Genomic DNA, 18,792 nt, shown 5'->3' on the forward strand with positions numbered 1-18,792 from the left:
TCGCCCGTACCGCACAGCGTCTGCTGGCTATGGCCGCGGTGATCTGGCACAACTGGGAGACCAACGCACCCGTCAAGCGGTCCCTGATCGCCTACGACCACTGAAGACATCGGACTCAATCATCTAGGGTGCCCTCCTCAGATCCGGTCGAGGAGTTCGGCCTTCTTCGCTCCGAATTCCTCGTCGGTGAGCAAACCCTTGGCGTGCAGGTCGCCGAGCCGCTCAATCTGTTCGAAGATCCAGGCGGTGTCGGCGGGTTCCCTCCGCCCTGTTTCGGCGGCGGGCCCGATCTCCCCCCGCTCGTTCCCCGCGGCCAGCCCGCCCCGGAGGCCCTCGCCCAGTGTTCCCTCGTCCCGGGAACCGTCTTCGGGGATTCCGGCATCCGCGGCGGCCCTGCCACGCCCGATGCCGGGGAGGTTCACGGTGAGCCGCGGGGCGCGCATGACCTCCATCGCGCTGCGGGCAGTGTCCTTCCACCACTCCGGGTCGTCGAAGCCCGGACGTGCGTCGTCCCCGGTGACCTCACCGGAACCCAGTACGGGTCGGGCGGCCGCGCCCTTGGCCCACCGGTGCGCGGTCACCGTGGCGGCGAGCAGGAACGCCTGGTGGACCTCGTTTCCGTCCTCACCCGCACGCAGCACGTTGAGGTCGTTCTTGGGCTTGGCGGAGGCCTCCTTGACGCTGCGCTTGGTGATCACCCGGACGAAGCCCCATCCCCAGTCGTCGAGCGGGGCCCACTCCATGCCGGTGATGTCGGCGAGGTCGTACTCGCGGCGCTGCTTCTTCTTCTTGTAGCCGCTCGCATAGCTGCCCGCCCAGACCAAGGTCAGGCGGCCGTCCTCGAACCGGGCGGTGCCCTCGCAGGTCCGGATGTGCAACGGAAGCACGGGCACGAAACGGGTCGCCGTGGCCGAATCGGGCGCCCCGGCCTGGCTCACGGCGAACCGCATCTGGTCGGCCAGGTACTCGGCCACCAGCTCGGTCTTGGCCGGGCCGGTCAGCCGGAAGGGCTGGGCCTTGTCGTCGAGCATCGCGCCGACAGCGGCGTAGGGGTCCATGCGCTCGCGCAGCCGCAGGTTCAGGATCCAGCCGTTCTTGCGCCCGGCCCCAGGACGGAAGTCGACACTCTCGATCGCCTCGACCGGGACCTCGACGTTCTCCAGGAGCTTCAGCAGCGGACTCTTGAACCAGCCCTTGGTCTCGTACCTGATACTGATCGACTCACCGTCGAACCCCCAAGCAGCCTGGTCGCCACGCAAGTCGTCCATGACACCCTCTCCGTTTTTCCTTCGCTCCCTTGCCTAGCAGAACGTCCGCCCCCGATCGAGGGCGGACGCCGTCCGCTTGAGGTCGCCGCGGATCGCCGCTGGTCGGCGCCCGAGGGAATTCGGATCAGGTGCTGCTCGCCTGAGCGGCACGGGAGTCGGCACCGAGCTTGGCGGGGCTGGTGATGAAGCCGACGCCCCAGGTCATGTGCATGGTGGCGAGCGCGACCGGGATCAGCGGCCACGAAGACACGGGCAGGCCACGGGTCAGCGGCACCGAGGCCCCCGTGATCAGGGCGAGGTAGGCGGCGGGCACCAGCCACAGCGGCCAGAAGAACACCCCGCCGACCAGTCCGGCCACGATCCCCGCCACGGCCACCGGCGGGGCCAGGTAGCGCAAGTTGATCGTGCCCTTGTGCTGGCGGGCGACCACGCGCCGCCAGCGGCCGTAGTGGAAGTACTGCTTGGCGAGCAGCTTGACGTTGCGGCGCGGACGGTAGGAGACCCGCATCCGCGGCTGGAACCAGACCGTGCCTCCGCTGGTGCGGATGCGGTGGTTCATCTCCCAGTCCTGCGCGCGCAGGAAGGCCTCGTCGTAGCCGCCGACCCGCTCCAGGGCCGAGCGGCGGAAGACGCCGAGGTAGACGGTGTCGGCCGGGCCGCCCTCACCACCGGTGTGGAAGCGGGCGTTGCCAACACCGACCTTGGAGGTCATGGCGGCCGCCACGGCCTTCTCCCACGGGGTGGTTCCCTCGGCGGCCATGATGCCGCCGACGTTGTCGGCCCCGGTCTCGTCGAGGGTCTCCACCGCCACCTTGAGGTAGTCGGAGGGCATCATCGCGTGGCCGTCGATACGGGCGACGATGTCGTGCGACGAGGCCCCGATGGCGGCGTTGAGCCCGGCGGGCGTCTTACCCGTGGGATTGTCGACCACCTTGACCCGGGGGTCGGCGGCGGCGATGCCGTCGGCGACCTCTCGGGTGCGGTCCGATGAGGGGCCGACCGCGAGAACGATCTCGAGCTCTCCCGGGTACTCCTGGGAGAGGACGTGCTCCACCGCTGCGGCGAGGTGGCGCTCTTCGTTCAGTACGGGCATGACGACGGAGACAGGCGGCCAGGACACGGGCACTTCCCAAGGTCAAGACGTGTCGGGACTGCGTAGCACCGCGAAGGGCCCCACGCGCGGTCAACGGTACTGCACCCGGGCCGCCGCTCATCCGTGTCGCCCGGGTGTGGAGGGGGCGCCCGGCGGGCAGAGGTTTCAGGACGTTTGGGCGCCGGTGAACGATTTCGCTGTTGGTTGCGTCCCACCCAAAGGGGAGAACAACACGCCGAGGGTTGACATCCAGCGCCCTTCCGCCGATCGGGTGACAACCTAGGTACGAAGGACACCGTTGAACGGGTGGGACGGGGATGCCGATGAGCGACGACGACGCCGGACGGCACGGACCGACAGGCGAGTTCCGGCGCGAGCGCTCACAGCCGCTGCCACCCGAGAACCGGCGTTCTTCCCGAAGCGGCCGCATCACCGTGCCCGAGGCCCGGGTCCGCCGCCACCGCAACGGCCTGTTGCTGATGAGCGTGTTCTCCGTGCTGATCCTGCTCGCGTCGGGCACCTCATGGGCGATCACCGGGTGGATGTCGGGTTCTCTCAACCGGTTCGACGTGTTCGGTGAGATGGCTGACGGCGACCGCCCCGAAGAGACCGGCGGCCTCACCTTCCTCGTCATCGGATCCGACAGCCGCGGCGACATGAGCCAGGAGGACGAAGACGCACTGAGCGTGGGCTCCACACCTGGTCAGCGCTCCGACAGCATCATGCTCGTGCGACTCAACCACGAGCGCGACCACCTCACCGTGGTCGGTATCCCCCGGGACCTGTGGGTGGACATCCCCGGCGAGGGTGAGGACAAGATCAACGCCGCCTACGCCTACGGCGGCCCCCAGCTGACCGTGCAGACCGTGGAGTCGGTCACCGACGTGCGGATCGACCACTACGTCGAGGTGGACTTCAACGGGTTCGTGGACGTGGTGGACGCACTGGGCAGCATCGAGGTGTGCCTGCCCGAGGCGATCGACGACCCGAAGGCCGACCTTGACATGGAGGCCGGAACCCACGAGGTGGCCGGGGCGGAGGCCCTCGCCTTCGCCCGTACCCGGGCCACGGCCGGCGGCGACCTGGACCGCATCGACCGGCAGCAGCAGGTGCTCTCGGCGATGCTGGACCGGGCTCTCAGCACGGAGACCCTGGCCGACCCGGTCAAACTGACCGCGTTCTTGGACAGTTCCCTGTCCTCGGTGACCGTAGACGAGGGGCTGGACACGAGCACCATCAACGACCTCGCCTACCAGATGCGCGATCTCGACCTGGCCGAGGTCACCTTCGCCCAGGTGCCCATCGAGGACATGGAGCACTGGACGCCGCGCGGCGACGTCGCGCTGCTGTGGGATGAGTCCGCGGCCCGTGAGCTGTTCGCCTCAGTCAACGCCGACAGGCCGCTGGCAGAGCCCGAGGAGAGCGCCGAGGAGGACGAGGCCGCGGAGCCGACCCCGGGGAGCACCTCCCTGCGGGTGTTCAACGGCACCGCCTCACCCGGCCTTGGTGCGCAGATGGACAACCAGCTCAGCGAGGCCGGGTTCGACGTCACCGACGATGCCGAGGACTGGACCAGCCGGGACATGGCCCACACCGAGGTCAGGTACGGTCCGGGCGAAGAGGACGCTGCGGAGTACGTCGCGGAAACGATTCCCGGGTCGGAGCCCGTGGAGGACCCCACCCTGGACGACGGCCTGCAGGTCGTGATCGGATTCAACTACACGACATTCAACGCGCCGGAGGTCGAGGAGGCCGCACCGGAGCCCGAGGACGAACCTTCCGACGGTGACGGCTCGGCCACCACGACCGCGAAGGACAATATCTGCGGGTGACCCCCGCGAGGAAAGGGTTCGCGTGCTCCGCCACCTGGTCGGTCTGCTCGCCGGTATCGCCCTGGCCCCCGTGGTGTGGGTCGGGGTCGCCTGGTCGGCCGGGGTGTTCCCAGATATCACTCAAGGTGATGTGAACGTCACTACCGTGTTGTCCGTGGTGGTGCTGTGCTTAGTGGGGATCGGTGGTGCCTACCTGGTGGCGTCGAGGCTGTCGCCGATGGTGGCGGCCGCCTCCGGGACACTCCTGGTAGCGCTGTGCCTGTGGCCGGTCCTCTCCCCGGATTCCATGGGATCCGCCCTGAACTGGCTCAACGAGCAGAGCTTCCTCTATCCCGACGGTGCCGGGCTCGGTGTTGCCCTGCCGCTGGGGGTACTGCTGTTGGGTTCGGCGACGCTGCCCACCCGCTGGCGAGCCGCGCAGGACCTCGGACCGCTCGGTGTACCCGCCCGGGAGCGCGTGGTCGCGGGCGCCAGCCGAGGCGAGTACGAGCGCGGGCACGGCGGTGGGGGTCAGGACACGCCCGCTGGGCCGCAGGAGCCGTGGAACGACGGCGGGCCGGTGGGCGACACCGTCCCCGACGTGCCGCCGCCCGACTCTCCGCACCGCGAGTATGACGATCCGAACAAGACCACGACACCGTTCCGGCGCGGCGAGACCGGCGCGGTGTGGACGCCCATGGATGACGGTCCCGACCAGACCCGGGCCTTCGGGGACGGCCGCTACTGAGACCCCTCCCACGGCGCAGCTGCCCACCGCTTCCCCGGTGCCGGACGCTTGCCACCCACCGGTAATGTGTGCGCCTGACTGTTCACGTGTCGTTTTATTGCGCGCCAGACCCCGACGCGTAAGGTGATGCACCGTCCCCACGGCCTAACCGCCGGCCGAATGATGTCCGTTTTCTGCCCTCGTGCGGGATGTGATCCGCCCAGAGCGGGAACAACCTGCACACGAGGCGTGTGCGGAAGCAAGGAAGGATCCCCAGTGGTCGAAGCGGAACGTATGCGGGTCTCCGTCATCGGGACCGGTTACCTCGGCGCCACCACCGCCGCCTGCCTGGCCGAGATGGGCTTCGAAGTCCTTGGGCTCGATGTCGACGAGGCCAAGATCAACATGCTCCGGTCCGGCGGCGTCCCGTTCTACGAGCCCGGACTCGAGGAGTTGCTGGCCGAGAACCTCAAGACCGGCCGCCTGCACTTCACAACGGACTTTGCCGAGGCCGCCGAGTTCGCCGACCTCCACCTGATCTGCGTGGGGACCCCGCAGCGGGACGACTCCGGCGCCGCGGACCTCAGCTACGTGAACTCCGCCGTGGAACTCCTCGCTCCGCACCTGACCCGACCGACCGTGATCGTGGGCCGCTCCACCGTTCCGGTGGGCACCGCCGCGACCCTGGCCGCCCGCCTGGCCGCACTCGCCCCGGTGGGCGAAGAGGCCGAGCTCGGCTGGAGCCCGGAGTTCCTCCGCGAGGGCTTCGGTGTGGAGGACACCCTGCGACCCAACCGGATCGTGATCGGCACCGACTCCCCCCGTGTGGAGAAAGCCGTCCGGGCCCTCTGGCAGCAGCAGGCCGACGAGGGCGTCCCGTTCCTGGTCACCGACCTCCAGACCGCCGAGCTGGTCAAGGTGTCGGCCAACGCGTTCCTGGCCACGAAGATCTCCTTCATCAACGCCATGGCGGAGGTGTCCGAGGTCGCGGGCGCCGACGTCATCCAGCTGGCCGAGGCCCTGTCCTACGACGACCGCATCGGCGGCAAGTTCCTCGGACCGGGCCTCGGGTTCGGCGGCGGCTGCCTGCCCAAGGACATCCGTGCGTTCATGGCCCGCGCCGACGAGCTCGGGGTCGAGCCCGCCCTGTCGTTCCTGCGCGAGGTGGACGCCATCAACCAGCGCCGCCGGGCGCGCACGATCGACATTGCGCGCCAGCTGATCGGCGGTAACTTCGCCGGACGCACGGTGACGGTGCTGGGCGCGGCGTTCAAGCCCAATTCCGACGACATCCGGGACTCGCCCGCACTGGACGTGGCCTCGACCATCGCGTCGTTGGGCGCGCACGTCACGGTGTACGACCCGGCCGCCCTGGAGCGGGCCCGAGAGGAACACCCGCAGCTGAACTACGCGGACACCATGCTGGACGCCGCCCGCGACGCGGACGTGGTCCTGCTGCTCACCGAGTGGGCCGAGTTCCGCGAGGCCAACCCGGAGGAGCTGGCCACCGTGGTGTCGCAGAAGCGGATCGTCGACGGCCGCAACGCCCTCGACCCGACCTTCTGGCGCGCCTCCGGCTGGACCTACCGCGCCCTCGGCCGACAGTAGTCCCCCGGTCAGTCCCGCCTGCCCCGCATCCGTCGAAACCAGGCGCAATCCGTCGAGCGGCCGCCCCGACCGGGGTGGGCTGGTTCGCGCTGAGTGGACTTGGCGGACTGGTTCGGACCGGGTGAACTGGGTGGACTGGTTCGGACCGGGTGAACTGGGTGGACTAGGCGGGTCTGTAGGGGCGGCACCGGTGGGGGGTGCTGTTGGTGCGGGTTTCCCCGTTTCCTGCCGCCCGATGGTGGCCGTCTCCGCTGCGCGCCTCAAGGTCGTCGCCATCGAGCGCTTCGCGCGTCAGTGGCGCTCCACCTTGACCCGCTCCGCTACGACGGCGGGTCGGCGGCTATCACGAAACGGGGGACGTGTGGTCGGGGAGGCGATGGTCCGGCCTTCGGCCGGGCACCGGCCGAGTAACCCCGATCGGCCTGGCGGCCGATTCCTGCCCCTGCGCCGGAGCTGTGACGGGTCGGGTGTCGCGGCCGGTCCATGCGCGCGGCGAAAAAGGCACACAGAAACCTGGAATTCCAGGTGGGCATAAATGCCGAACCAGGCGGCCTGAAATAGGCGACCGAAAAGGGCAACTTCAGACCCTTCGACGGAATCACTTCCGAAGTTACCGCCAGTAAAACTCCCTTTCTTGGGTTGTTTCGTTTATAATAGAAGAATGGTGATCTCTCCTGAAGCACCCACCACCGGGCACACCCCGGTGGATACCGCGGTGGCCGCTGCCCGGGACGAGACCACCGCCTTCTTCGACCGCGACGTGCCCCTGGGAGCTGCGGGTGAGGTGCTGGACCAGGCCACCCGGGTGTGGGAACACCTCGAACAGATCAAAATCAGCATGGCCGCCCGGCTGGCCCAGCTCGAGGCCACCGGGCAGCTGTTGGAACAGGGCGGACAGAAGAACCTGCAGGACTGGATACGCCACGCCTTCGGCATTCCCGCCGCCCAGGCCAACGACCTGGCCCTGATCGGGCGCGCCGAATTCCGCCAGGACATGGCCCCCACCCTTCAGGCGTTGCACTCCGGGGTGCTGTCGGTGGGTGAGGCCGCCGCCGTCATCAAGGGCGCCGACGCCGGGGTGGAGAAAAGGCAGAAGGGCGACCACCCCGACCCGGAGCTGTTCCGCGCAAAAATGGAATGCGGCATCCTGGACTTCAAAGAGTCGCGCCCGAACATGTCGGTGGGCCAGATCACCCGCTTGGCCCACCAGCTGTGCCTGCGCCTGAACCCGGGCAAGGCGGAGAAGGACCACGAGGCCGCCCACGCCGCCCGGGGCGCCCAGCTGGTCACCACCTTCGACCAAACGTTCCTGCTGCAGATGTGGGGCTCGCCCGCTGATGCTTTGAAGGTTCAGGTGGCCTTGGACAACTACCAGGTGCCCTTCCACCCCCAGGACGGGCTCTCCAAGTACGAGCGCACCTACGACGCCCTCATGGCCGCGTTGGGCTTCGCCCAGTCCCACCAGGGGTGCCACACCCCGAGCACGGCGACGGCGTTGATCAACATCACCGTGCCCGGTAGCAGCTTGGCCGGGGACGAGACTGCTGAAGACTCCGGGCCCGCGACGACGGAGACCGGGCAGGTGGTGCCGATCTCGGTGGTGCGCGAGTTGATCGGTCAGAGTTGGGTGCGCCGCCTGGTGGTGGAGCAGAAGAGCGGGCAGGTGTTGGATGTGGGCCGCTCGTGCCGGTTGGCTCCGCCCAAGATCCGGGCGGCCGCTTTCCACGGCCACACCAGCTGTGCTTGGCAGTACGGGTGCGATGTGCCGCTGCCCTGGACGCAGGCTGATCACATCGTGGAGTTCTGGCAGGGCGGCACCACCAGTGCCGCTAACATCCAGCCGTTGTGTGCGACCCATAACCAGATCAAGCACCGGTGGGCGGTGCGCACCGACCGCCGGATGTGGTCGGGCCGCAACCGAGGCCGCACCGGAAACCGGGATGGCGATGGGGACACGGATACGGGTGGGGATGGGGACCCAGCCCCAGCACCGGACCCGTAACCATCCACCCCGATCAAGAGCCCCCACCCGCTTGCGCCGGGTCTCTACCCCCCGCACGCCCAGGCCCCGACCCGGCCTCTGGCCCCGCCCTGCCTTCGGGGTGCCGTTCCCGGCCCTCGACCCCCGCCATCCCGGGGGGTGAGCCCTGGTCCTAGAGTCACGCTCGCCCCTGTTTTTGCCTCCAACAGGGGGGCTCACCCACACCCAGACACCGACCGGCCCCAGACACCAGCCGCCCCACGCCGACCGGGGTCCGCCGCACACATTGACCGGCCGCGACACCCCACCCGTCAACGCTCCGGCGCAGGGCAGGCATCGGCCCCCGGACGAAGGCCGAGGGGTCCGCCACACACCATGACCGGCCGCGACACCCCACCCGTCAACGCTCCGGCGGAGTGGCAGCTGACGGCCGCCAGGCCGTGCTTGTGCCGTTGGGCCCTCCGGGCACTCCGGGCCCATCGCTACCCCGACCACACTTCCCCCGTTTCCTGATAGACGCCCACCCGCCGTCGCAGCGAAGCGGGTCAAGGTGGAGCGCCACTGACGCGCGAAGCGCTCGATGGCGACGACCTTGAGGCGCGCAGCGGAGACGGCCACCATCGGGCGGCAGGAAACGGGGAAACCACCCGCACAAGACCAACACCCCCACGGGCGAACCCGCCTCGCCCTGTCCCAACCCGAACCAGCGAAGTACGGCTAGGCACCGTCTTCGAAAAGGCCGCGATGGGCAAGGCTCCAGTCGGTTCGTGCGTCCAACTCGGCCAGGCGCCCTTGTCGGACCCACTCCGCTTGGGGCTGGACACCCTCGTCGGCCAAGCGCCGGACCAGGTCGACGGTGGCCCGCTGGCGCCTGATGACCGCGTCGACGATCCCGTCAGTCGAGGTAAGTCCATAGGCGGAACAGAACCGGGCCAGGCGTGCGGCGCGATCGGGCGGCTCGGGATACCGCAGCCAGCGCACGCAAGTGCGGTCGTCACGGAAGGGCGCCGCGTACTCCAGCGCGTAGGCGACATCATCCATCCGGTCACCAAGGTGGGTGTGGTCCCAGTCCAGCAGGCCCACCGGGACGTTCCCTTTCCAGACGGCGTTCCAGGGTCCGTAGTCGCCGTGGCAGACGACCCGGCCTTTGGGGAGCGTCCCGAAGTGCGCGACCCACGGCCCACCGGACTCGGGCGTGAACTCGGCGGTGGCGTCGTGCAGGTCTCGGAGGAGTCGGGCGAAGGCAGCCAGTCCCTCGCCGGTGACCACCGGAGCCCAACCGTCGGGGCCGGAAGCCCCCGCCCTGTATTCCAGGACCTCCCTCCCCTGCCCGTCCCAACCGAGGGGACGCGGGGCAGCCGTGAAACCGACCGCGTTCAGGTGTTCCAGAAGCTCGTGCACGGCTGCTGTCCAGGGGTACGGCGGGCGCCGGACCGTGTCGCCGACGCGGACCACCCGGCGGCCGTCCGGGCCATCTTGGAGCACCTCTTCCGTCATACGCGGGACGGTACTTCGCCTGGGGGTTCCTCCGCATCGGAATTGCCGTGCTCCGGCGCTTCGATCCCGGCGGGGAGGCGGCACAGGGCCACCAGCATCAGGACGGCCAGTGCGGTGAGTACGGCCGCGCCGGTCAGGGCGGCGGTGTTGAGGCCGGAGGTGTAGGCGGCGAACGCGGAGTCGAGAAGGGCCGCGGCCTCCGGCCCGGGCAGGTGGGGGGCGGTCGCAACCGCCCCGGTGACGGTCTCGGCGGCCGCCGGTCCCGCCTCGGTGCCCGCCATGCCGGACCGGTAGACGGTAGCGGAGACCGTCCCGAGGACGGCGATGCCCAGGGCGGCGCCGAACTCGGTGCTGGTTTCGGAGATCCCCGCGGCAGCTCCGGCGCGTTCGGGCGGCGCGGTGGCCAGCACCAGGGTGTTGGCGAGGGTCGCGACGGCCCCCACGCCCAAGGTGATGACGGTGTAGCCGCCGATGAACACCGGCAGGGATGTCTCCATCCCGACCATGCCCACGACGGTGAACCCGGCGGCCCCGGCCAGGAGGCCTCCGCCCATGAGGAAGGCCGGTCGGACGCGCGCGGCGGCCAGACTGGCCGCTACGGCGCCGAGCACGGTGCCGAAGAACGTGGGCAGTGCCCAAAGCGCGGCGTGCAGCGGGCTCAGGCCGTGGACGCTTTGCAAGAAGGTGAAGGTCAGCAGGCCCATCCCGGCGACAGCGAAGGCGACCACGGTGTTGCCGCTGACGGCGGCCGTGAAAGCGGGCCTGGTGAAGAGCGACACGTCGATGAGCGGGTCCGCGGCCCTTCTCTGACGGACGACGAACAGCGCCAGGAAGGCCGCGCCGAGCACGAGCGCGGACATGCTCTGGAGGTCCGCGCCGTGTTCGACCAGGCTCTTGGCGGCGTAGACGAGGCCGAGGACCGCCACCAGGGACAGGGCAGCCCCGGGCAGGTCGAAGCCTGATACCCGCGGGTTCCGGGACTCGGGGACGAGGAAGGGCGCCGCGGCCAGCAGCAGGAGCATGAACGGCAGGTTGATCAGGAAGACCGACCCCCACCAGAAGAACTCCAGCAGGACACCGCCGATGACCGGTCCGGCCACGGCACCGCCGGTGAAGGCGACCGTCCAAGCACCCACGGCCTTCCCGCGCTGGCGGGGGTCGGTGAACATGCCGCGGATGAGGGAGAGCGTGGAGGGGGCCAGGCTGGCCCCGGCGAGGCCGAGTAGTGCGCGGCCCGCGATGAAGAGTTCCGAGGTGGGTGCGAAGGCCAGGAGCGCGGAGGCGGCCCCGAAGAGCACCGCCCCGATCAGGAGCAGCCGCCTGCGGCCGATCCGGTCGCCGAGCGCGCCCATGGTGAGCAGAAGCCCGGCGAGCACGAAGCCGTAGACGTCCATCATCCAGAGCCACTGAGTGGCACTGGGTTGGAGGTTCTCGGAGATCGCGGGTGCGGCGACGAAGAGTACCGACAGGTCCATGGAGACCAGCAGCGCAGGGATGACGAGGACGACCAGCCCTGCCCAGGTTCGGGCGGTGGCGGGTCCGGATGGTGTTGTTGTGCGCATGATTGCGATCGTACGTCCGTACAACTCGACCGTCAATATGTACGTACGTCAAAATGCTAGGGTGGGTGCCATGAGCCAACGTGAGGACCTGCTGGCAGGCGCCAAGAAGTGCCTGGTCGAGAAGGGCTACAGCAAGACCACCGCCCGGGACATCGCCACCGCGTCAGGGGCGCACCTAGCGTCCATCGGATACCACTTCGGATCCAAGGACCAGCTCATGAACACCGCGGTGATCGAGGCGACCAGCGACTGGGGCGACCTCTTCGAGAAGGCCGTACGGGAGGCCGATGCCGACAGCCCCGAGGAGCGGGCCCGCATCCTGATCTCCGGGCTGTTCGAGACCCTCCCCGAACAGCGGGACCTCATGGTGGCGAGCGTCCAGGCCTACGCCCAGGCCCAGTTCGACGAGGGCATCCGCGCGGCGCTCGAGCAAGGGATGCGGGAAGGCCGCCGAGAGATGGCCGCGCTCGTCCTCGGTGTACCCTCCGAGCAGGTCGACCCCAGCACGGCCGCAGGACTGGGGTCGATGGTCTACAACGTCGTCACCGGGTACGTGCTGCAGTACCTCATCGACCCCCAGGCCCTGCCCACCGTCGACCAGGCCATGGACGGCCTGCGCGGCCTGCTGTCGCAGGGCCCTGCCTAGGGCGTGTTCGGTGGATGCTGCCCGTCGCGAAGGGGTCACTGCGCCGCAGGCGTCCGTTGAGGGTGGTGGCGGGCGACGAACAGGCGGGTACTGCGCCGCAGGCGTCCGTTGAGGGTGGTGGCGGGCGACGGGCGGGCGTATCCAGTGGTGCCTGCACAAGGCCGAAGAAGGAGTTCCCCTACTGTGCACTGCCTCGCAAGCTCGGCAGCATCGCACAGCGGGGCCCGCCCGGGTTCGGCTGTCGACTGACAGATGCGCAGTGACAGTGCCGCTGGGGCGACGCGCAGCAGGGTACGTGCCCGCCGCACATGCCCTAGCGGCCGAAACCCATGGTCGAACCGCTGTCCGACACCTCGCGGCGCAGGCGCTCGCCCTTGGCGTGGGCCTGCGCCTTGAGCTCGTCCTGGAACTTGGCCAACTTCTCCGCCAGCACCGGGTCGTGCGCGGCCAGCTGCCGCACCGCCAGCAACCCCGCGTTGCGGGCCGCGCCCACCGCCACGGTGGCCACCGGGACGCCCGCGGGCATCTGCACGATGGACAGCAGCGAATCCATCCCGTCCAGGTACTTGAGCGGCACGGGCACGCCGATCACCGGCAGGGTGGTGACCGAGGCCAGCATCCCCGGCAGATGGGCCGCACCCCCCGCCCCGGCGATGATCGCCTTCAGGCCGCGGCCTGCCGCCTCGGCACCGTAGGAGACCATCTCGTGCGGCATGCGGTGCGCGGAGACCACGTCGGCCTCGAACGGGACACCGAACTCCCGCAGCGCCTCGGCCGCCTCGCGCATCACCGGCCAGTCGGAGTCGGACCCCATCACGATGCCCACCACGGGCTTGTTGTCGGTCACTTGCAGTCTCCTCGCAGGTAGCTGGCGGCATCGCGGGCGCGCTCCAGGAGGTCCCGGTAGTCGTCGCCCATGACAGTGACGTGCCCGATCTTGCGGCCCGGCCGCACGGCCTTGCCGTAGAAGTGCACCTTCACCTCGGGGTCCTTGGCCATGACATGCAGGTAGCGGCGGTAGACGTCGGGGTCGTCCCCGCCCAGCAGGTTGGCCATGACGGTGGAGGGGGCGTTGGTGCGCGGCGAACCCAGGGGCAGGTTCAGGACCGCGCGCAGGTGCTGCTCGAACTGGGAGGTGCGGGCGCCCTCGATGCTCCAGTGCCCGGAGTTGTGCGGTCGCATGGCCAACTCGTTGACGACCACGTCGCCTTCGGTCTCGAACAGCTCCACGGCCAGCACCCCGGTGACGTCGAGGGCCTGGGCGATCTCGATGGCCAGCTGCTGGGCGCGGAGCGCCTTCTCCTCGGACAGGTCCGGCGCGGGCGCGATCACCTCGTGGCAGATCCCGCCGCGCTGCACCGTCTCCACCATCGGGTAGACCGCCACCTGGCCGTGCGGGGACCGGGCCACCTGCACGGCGAGTTCGCGGCTGAAGGCGACCTTCTCCTCCACCAGCAGCGGCACCTCCTCTGCGGCGGCGCGGTCCACGACCTCGCGGGCCTCCTCAGCCCCGCCCACGACCCACACGCCCTTGCCGTCGTAGCCGCCGCGGGCGGCCTTGAGCACGACCGGCCATCCGGCCTCCTCGGCGAAGTCCGTGACGTGGTCGAGCGTGGTGACGGCCCGCCAGCGCGGCGACGGGGCGTCGAGCTCGGCCATGCGGGTGCGCATGCGCAGCTTGTCCTGGGCGAAGCGGAGGGCGTCGCGGCCGGGGCGCAGCAGCCCGCCCGCCTCCTCCACGGCCCGCAGGACGGGTTCGGGTACGTGCTCGTGGTCGAAGGTGACCACGTCGTGGGCCTTGGCGAAGGCCAGAACGTCGTCGAGGCCGCGGTCGTCGCCCAGGGCGACGTCACCGCAGACCAGGGCCGCGCTGTCCGCGGGATCGGCGGCCAGCACCGAGAAGTCCACCCCCAGGCCGATGCCCGCCTGGTGCGTCATCCGGGAGAGCTGGCCTCCGCCCACCATTCCTACTCGGGGGACGATGCGGTTACGCTCGCTCACAGTTCCTCAACTCAATGCTCGTCAACCGCGGATGCGGGGCGGCCCCGCGCACGGCGAAACCTGGCCGTTCGGCTCGGGACCCGCGGCCGGGGTGTCTCTCGCAGCCCCGGTTAGAGTCTAGAGCGTGCGGGTGACGGGCCAGAAGGGCCCACTCCCCGCGAACGCGAATCCCCCCACAGGACTGGAGACGTAGACCGTGCGTCAGTTCCTCGACCGTCACCCCAGGTTGGCCAAGCTCGCCGCCGAGGTGGGCAAGTTCGGTTCCGTAGGTGCCGTGGCCTACGTCGTGCAGTTGGCCGTGACCAACCTGCTGTGGGCCAGCGGCGCGCAGGTCCTGGCCGGGCAGGTGCTCGGCACGGTGTGCGCGATCACGGTGGCCTTCGTGGGCAACCGCTTCTGGACCTTCGCCGACCGGGCCCGCACCGGCTACGGCAGGGAGACCTTCCTGTTCCTGGTGATGAACGGCATCGGTCTGCTCATCCAGCTGGGCTGCCAGGCCTTCTCCCTGTACGTGCTCGGGCTCGACGGCCCGCTGGCACAGAACATCGCCGGCAACGTCGTGGGTGTGGGCCTGGGGACCCTGTTCCGGTTCTTCGCCTACCGCACCTGGGTGTTCCCCGCCGAGCCGGAGCCTTCGGAGCACCGCTCAGACCTGGACGGTGGCGCTGACGCGGCTGACACTCCCCTTGCGGGCGAAACCGGCGACCAGAAGTAGATACAGGCCGACCTGGACAACGGTGAGGGCCAGGGTCTGCGGCGTGTTGGTCCCCATCGGGAGTCCCGCGCCGACGACCACCCCGGTGCCGATCTCGGACAGGCGGCCGTCCGAGGCGTACAGGGAGAACTGGACCAGGCTGTTGGTGAGGTGCAGGCCGATCGCGGCCTCCAGGCCGCCGGTACGCCAGGTCAGCCAGGCCATGCTCAGACCGAAGACGGCCAGGGAGGCCGTGGTCCACAGGTGACCCGGATGGGTGGCCGCGTACAGTGCCGCGAACAGCGTGCCGCCGGCCAGGACCGCGGGCCACTGGGAGCGCATGACCCGTGAGAAGGCGCTGTCGCCGGAGCGCGAGCCGAGCGACCCCACGAGCTGCATGACCAGCCCGCGCATGGTGATCTCCTCGGCCGCGGACTGGAACGGCACCATCATCACGATCACCAGGAGCGCCGCGGCCAGGACCTCGGTCCCGCCGTAGTTTCCCTCCTCCGTCGCGCCTGAGAGGGAGCCGTCGGCGAGGAACAGGAGCAGAGCCGCGCCCACTGTGACGGGGACCGCGGCACCGAACACGCACCGGGCCAGCCAGCGCCAGCGCATCCGGCCGGTGACCGAGATGAGCGAACCCGCCCGGCGCCACTGCACGACGCGGGCGACGAAGAACGCGATGGGCAGGAGGAGCGCCGTGGCCGACAGCCCGAACCCGAGGCCGACGATCTCACTCACCCGGATGGAGTCCGGCGCCAGTCCCCCGCCGCCGAGGATCGCGACGATCGTCATCGCCACGGCGATACCGACCCACAGGAAGAACAGCAGGACCGCGAAGACCAGGACCGCCAGGGGCGGGATCCACCACCGGAACAGCGGGGTGCGGGCCAGCCTGTGATAGGACTCACCCTCGGGCAGCTCCGCGCAGGCGAACTTGTTGGAGCGCACCGGGCGCGGCGGCGGCCAGGCCCAGACCGAAGGGTCGGGGGTCAGCGCCGGGTGCCCGCCTGGCGGGGTCTGCCGCCCGTTGCCGGGCGGCCAGGCCCAGGTCTGCTCCTGGGTTTGGCCACCAGAAGCCTGCCCCTCCGGCCCTTCAGGCTCGGCGGGCCAGGACGAACCAGGCGGTCGCGGCAGATTTCCCATCGTGCGCTGAGACTACTATCCGGCCATGTATCGCCGGCGTTAAGGCCGCGCCGTTATCACCTGATCACCGTGCGAATCGGGCGCTCCCGCAACCCCGTCCCCACCGGAATAGCGAGCCGTGCGCCCTCTGTTGAACAGGGTGGACCTGGGAACTACACCACAGGCCAAGTCCCCGTTCCGCTGACCTACGATTGGGTACATGTCTTCCACACCAACCACAGAGCTGGTTCAAGAAGCCCTGGCCACGGTGCAGGACCCGGAGATCCACCGTCCCATCACCGACCTCGGGATGCTCAAGGGCGTCGATATCGCCGATGACGGTTCCGTGCACGTCGGCATCTACCTCACGGTCGCCGGTTGCCCGATGAAGGGCCGTATCGAGAGCGACGTCACCAACGCGGTGACCAAGGTCGCCGGCGTCACCAAGGTCACCGTCGAGCTCGACGTGATGAGCGATGAGCAGCGCAAGGAGCTGCAGACCAAGCTGCGCGGCGGCCAGGCGGAGAAGGAGATCCCCTTCGCCAAGCCGAACTCGCTCACCAAGGTCTATGCCGTCGCCTCGGGCAAGGGCGGCGTCGGCAAGTCCTCCGTCACCGTCAACCTCGCTGCCTCGCTGGCGGCCGAGGGCCACAAGGTGGGCGTCGTCGACGCCGACATCTACGGCCACTCGGTTCCGCGCATGCTGGGCGCTTCCGACTTCCCCACCAAGGTGGAGGACATGATCCTCCCCCCGACCGCACACGGCATCAAGGTCATCTCGGTGGGCATGTTCACCGAGGGCAACCAACCCGTCGTGTGGCGCGGCCCGATGCTGCACCGCGCACTCCAGCAGTTCCTCTCCGACGTCTTCTGGGGTGACCTGGACGTCCTGTTGATGGACCTGCCCCCGGGCACGGGTGACATCGCGATCTCCGTCGCACAGATGCTTCCCGGCGCCGAGCTGCTCATCGTCACCACGCCGCAGCAGGCCGCCGCCGAGGTCGCCGAGCGCGCGGGCGCCATCACCGCCCAGACGCACCAGCGCATCGCTGGCGTCATCGAGAACATGTCGTACTACCAGCCGGAGGGGGGCGGCGAGCCCGTCCACCTCTTCGGGCAGGGCGGCGGCAAGACCGTTGCCGAGGCCCTGACCAAGACCCTCGGCGCCGAGATTCCGCTCCTGGGTGAGGTGCCGCTCGACACCCGTCTGCGCGAGGGCAGCGACGAGGGTCAGCCCCTGGTCCTGACCAACCCCGACACCGAAGCCAGCAAGGTGATCACCTCGGTCGCCGAGAAGCTGGTCGACAAGCCGCGCGGGCTCGCCGGTATGCAGCTGGGGATCTCCCCCGCCGGTCGCTGACCGCCGGAAACGCCTTCAGCGGTCCGACTGGAAGACACGCGTACGGCCCCCGAGTCCTGGACTCGGGGGCCGTCGTGTTCTCTGCCCCAGCACCGGGGCGGCGGGCCGGTACGGTGTCGGCGGGCCGGTCAGTCCTCGGTCGGACCGAGGGTGACGGTGACGGTTTCCCGGTCGCCGTCCCGCTCGTATTCGAGCTCGACCTGGTCGTTCGGGGAATGGTTGCGCACCATGGCTTGGAGTTCGCCGTGGGAGTTGACCCGGCGACCGTCGAAGGACACGATCACGTCGCCCGGTTCCAGCCCCGCATCGTCGGCCGGTCCGCCCGTTTCGACCGCGTCCGGCTCATCCCCGATGACGGCACCCATGACGTTGCTGTCCGTGTCGTAGGAGATGCCGAGGTCCGCGTAGGTGGTGTCGCCGTCGTCGATCATCCCGCCGATGACCTCCTCGGCCTCCGTGGCGGGGATCGCGAAGCCGAGTCCGATGCTGCCGCTCGGCTGCTCCCCCATGAGGCCGCCGCCCATGGTGATGATCATCGAGTTCACCCCGATGACCCGGCCCTGGACGTTGACGAGGGGACCCCCTGAATTACCGGGGTTGATCGCGGCGTCGGTCTGGATGGCGAAGAACTGGCTCTCGCCCTCGTCCGAGCTGACCGGCCGGTCCAGGGCACTGATGATGCCTTGGGTGACCGTTCCGGCCAGGCCCAGGGGCGCACCGATCGCGATGACCTCGTCGCCGACGATGGCGTCGCCGGAGTCACCGAACTCCAGCGGCTCGACGTCGCTGGGCTCCTCAAGCTCGAGTACGGCCAGGTCGGAGCTGGGGTCGGAGCCCACCACCGTGGCGTCGGTGCTGCTGCCGTCGCTGTACTCGACGACGATGCCCTCGCCCTCTTCCTCGAGGGGCGTGGACACGTGGTCGTTGGTGACCACGTAGTCGCCCTCGATGACGAAGCCCGAACCGCTCGCTTCGAGGAGCCGGTTGGCACTACTCAGGGAGACCACGCTCGGGCTGACCCGCTGGGCGACGCCCGCGATGCTCTCCGGGTCGCGCTCGGGCTCCTCGGGCGGCGGTTCGTTGATGTCCGGCGCGTCCTCTTCCTCGGGTACCGGCTGAGTGCCGAAGGGGTCGATCAGGCTTCCGGAGATCCCTCCCGCGCCGCCCGCGATGAGGGCCACGACGAGCATCCCGGTCAACGCCATCCAGACGGGGATACCGCGCTTGCGGGGCCGCGGTTCCTGGGCGGGCGGGGCGTACTGGGCCGGGGGCGTGGGCGGCGCGGCGAAGTGGCCGTGCGCGCCCTGCTGGGCGGGTTGGGCGGGCGGTCCGCTGCCGGTGGGGGCACCTGGGGCGCCCTGGTTCACGGGGCGGTTCGGTGGCGGCGGGGGATGCTGGTTCGCGTGCCCGGGTGGG

The 18,792-nt window shown here is 69.7% G+C and carries 15 protein-coding genes and 1 pseudogene; 8 read left to right on the top strand and 8 right to left on the bottom strand.

Translation table 11 applies throughout. The annotated features are described in order from the left end of the window. Window positions 1-104 (top strand): annotated as a pseudogene (locus ACYVD1_RS14015) (IS982 family transposase); the annotation flags it as partial. A gap of 33 nt (window positions 105-137) precedes the next feature. Here ACYVD1_RS14015 and ACYVD1_RS14020 read toward each other — a convergent pair. Continuing rightward, the gene (locus tag ACYVD1_RS14020) at window positions 138-1,268 is read right to left on the bottom strand and encodes a DUF4429 domain-containing protein (RefSeq protein ID WP_460772094.1); all 1,131 of its coding nucleotides are present in this window, start codon (window positions 1,266-1,268) and stop codon (window positions 138-140) included. Between the two features lie 124 nt (window positions 1,269-1,392). Then, a complete protein-coding gene (locus tag ACYVD1_RS14025) occupies window positions 1,393-2,388 on the bottom strand; it encodes a glycosyltransferase family 2 protein (protein WP_460772096.1) in 996 nt (331 codons plus the stop codon). Window positions 2,389-2,684: 296 nt separating this feature from the next. Here ACYVD1_RS14025 and ACYVD1_RS14030 point away from each other — a divergent pair, with 296 nt between their 5' ends. The 4 genes from ACYVD1_RS14030 to ACYVD1_RS14045 all read left to right on the top strand — a co-directional run bounded on the left by ACYVD1_RS14030 (window position 2,685) and on the right by ACYVD1_RS14045 (window position 8,509). Next, window positions 2,685-4,193, top strand: a complete 1,509-nt coding sequence (locus ACYVD1_RS14030) for an LCP family protein (protein WP_460772100.1) — start codon at window positions 2,685-2,687, stop codon at window positions 4,191-4,193. Window positions 4,194-4,215: 22 nt separating this feature from the next. Continuing rightward, on the top strand, window positions 4,216-4,920 hold the full coding sequence (locus ACYVD1_RS14035) for a YIP1 family protein (protein ID WP_460772103.1): 705 nt from the start codon (window positions 4,216-4,218) through the stop codon (window positions 4,918-4,920). A 255-nt stretch (window positions 4,921-5,175) separates the two neighbouring features. Next, the gene (locus ACYVD1_RS14040) at window positions 5,176-6,507 is read left to right on the top strand and encodes a UDP-glucose dehydrogenase family protein (RefSeq protein WP_460772106.1); all 1,332 of its coding nucleotides are present in this window, start codon (window positions 5,176-5,178) and stop codon (window positions 6,505-6,507) included. 661 nt (window positions 6,508-7,168) lie between these two features. After that, window positions 7,169-8,509 carry an HNH endonuclease signature motif containing protein gene (locus ACYVD1_RS14045; protein WP_460772109.1) on the top strand — a complete coding sequence of 447 codons (1,341 nt, stop codon included), beginning with the start codon at window positions 7,169-7,171 and terminating at the stop codon, window positions 8,507-8,509. Between the two features lie 696 nt (window positions 8,510-9,205). Here ACYVD1_RS14045 and ACYVD1_RS14050 read toward each other — a convergent pair. Together ACYVD1_RS14050 and ACYVD1_RS14055 are read right to left on the bottom strand one after the other, a co-directional pair. Beyond that, entirely contained in the window at window positions 9,206-9,985 is a 780-nt protein-coding gene (locus ACYVD1_RS14050) for an aminoglycoside phosphotransferase family protein (RefSeq protein ID WP_460772112.1), read from the bottom strand. Then, on the bottom strand, window positions 9,982-11,547 hold the full coding sequence (locus tag ACYVD1_RS14055; RefSeq protein WP_460772115.1) for an MFS transporter: 1,566 nt from the start codon (window positions 11,545-11,547) through the stop codon (window positions 9,982-9,984). The genes ACYVD1_RS14050 and ACYVD1_RS14055 overlap by 4 nt, the downstream gene beginning before the upstream one ends. A gap of 70 nt (window positions 11,548-11,617) precedes the next feature. Here ACYVD1_RS14055 and ACYVD1_RS14060 point away from each other — a divergent pair, with 70 nt between their 5' ends. After that, on the top strand, window positions 11,618-12,193 hold the full coding sequence (locus ACYVD1_RS14060) for a TetR/AcrR family transcriptional regulator (RefSeq protein WP_460772117.1): 576 nt from the start codon (window positions 11,618-11,620) through the stop codon (window positions 12,191-12,193). A 313-nt stretch (window positions 12,194-12,506) separates the two neighbouring features. On the opposite strand, the gene purE is transcribed toward ACYVD1_RS14060, so the two are convergent. Both purE and ACYVD1_RS14070 read right to left on the bottom strand, forming a co-directional pair. Further along, on the bottom strand, window positions 12,507-13,040 hold the full coding sequence (purE, locus tag ACYVD1_RS14065; protein WP_460772119.1) for a 5-(carboxyamino)imidazole ribonucleotide mutase: 534 nt from the start codon (window positions 13,038-13,040) through the stop codon (window positions 12,507-12,509). Then, the gene (locus ACYVD1_RS14070; protein ID WP_460772121.1) at window positions 13,037-14,194 is read right to left on the bottom strand and encodes a 5-(carboxyamino)imidazole ribonucleotide synthase; all 1,158 of its coding nucleotides are present in this window, start codon (window positions 14,192-14,194) and stop codon (window positions 13,037-13,039) included. Before ACYVD1_RS14070 ends, purE begins: the two co-directional genes overlap by 4 nt. A 196-nt stretch (window positions 14,195-14,390) precedes the next feature. Between ACYVD1_RS14070 and ACYVD1_RS14075 the strand changes: the two genes are divergently transcribed. Continuing rightward, a complete protein-coding gene (locus ACYVD1_RS14075) occupies window positions 14,391-14,909 on the top strand; it encodes a GtrA family protein (RefSeq protein ID WP_460772124.1) in 519 nt (172 codons plus the stop codon). Here ACYVD1_RS14075 and ACYVD1_RS14080 read toward each other — a convergent pair. Continuing rightward, on the bottom strand, window positions 14,841-15,842 hold the full coding sequence (locus tag ACYVD1_RS14080; RefSeq protein ID WP_460772256.1) for a lysostaphin resistance A-like protein: 1,002 nt from the start codon (window positions 15,840-15,842) through the stop codon (window positions 14,841-14,843). The genes ACYVD1_RS14075 and ACYVD1_RS14080 overlap by 69 nt on opposite strands. Window positions 15,843-16,236: 394 nt before the next feature. Here ACYVD1_RS14080 and ACYVD1_RS14085 point away from each other — a divergent pair, with 394 nt between their 5' ends. After that, window positions 16,237-17,376, top strand: coding sequence for an Mrp/NBP35 family ATP-binding protein (locus ACYVD1_RS14085; RefSeq protein WP_460772127.1), 1,140 nt, complete (start codon window positions 16,237-16,239; stop codon window positions 17,374-17,376). 128 nt (window positions 17,377-17,504) lie between these two features. On the opposite strand, the gene ACYVD1_RS14090 is transcribed toward ACYVD1_RS14085, so the two are convergent. Beyond that, window positions 17,505-18,581: a S1C family serine protease gene (locus tag ACYVD1_RS14090; RefSeq protein WP_460772259.1), complete on the bottom strand. Its 1,077-nt coding sequence runs from the start codon at window positions 18,579-18,581 to the stop codon at window positions 17,505-17,507. Window positions 18,582-18,792: the final 211 nt, after the last annotated feature.

The organism is Nocardiopsis nanhaiensis (assembly GCF_054778635.1).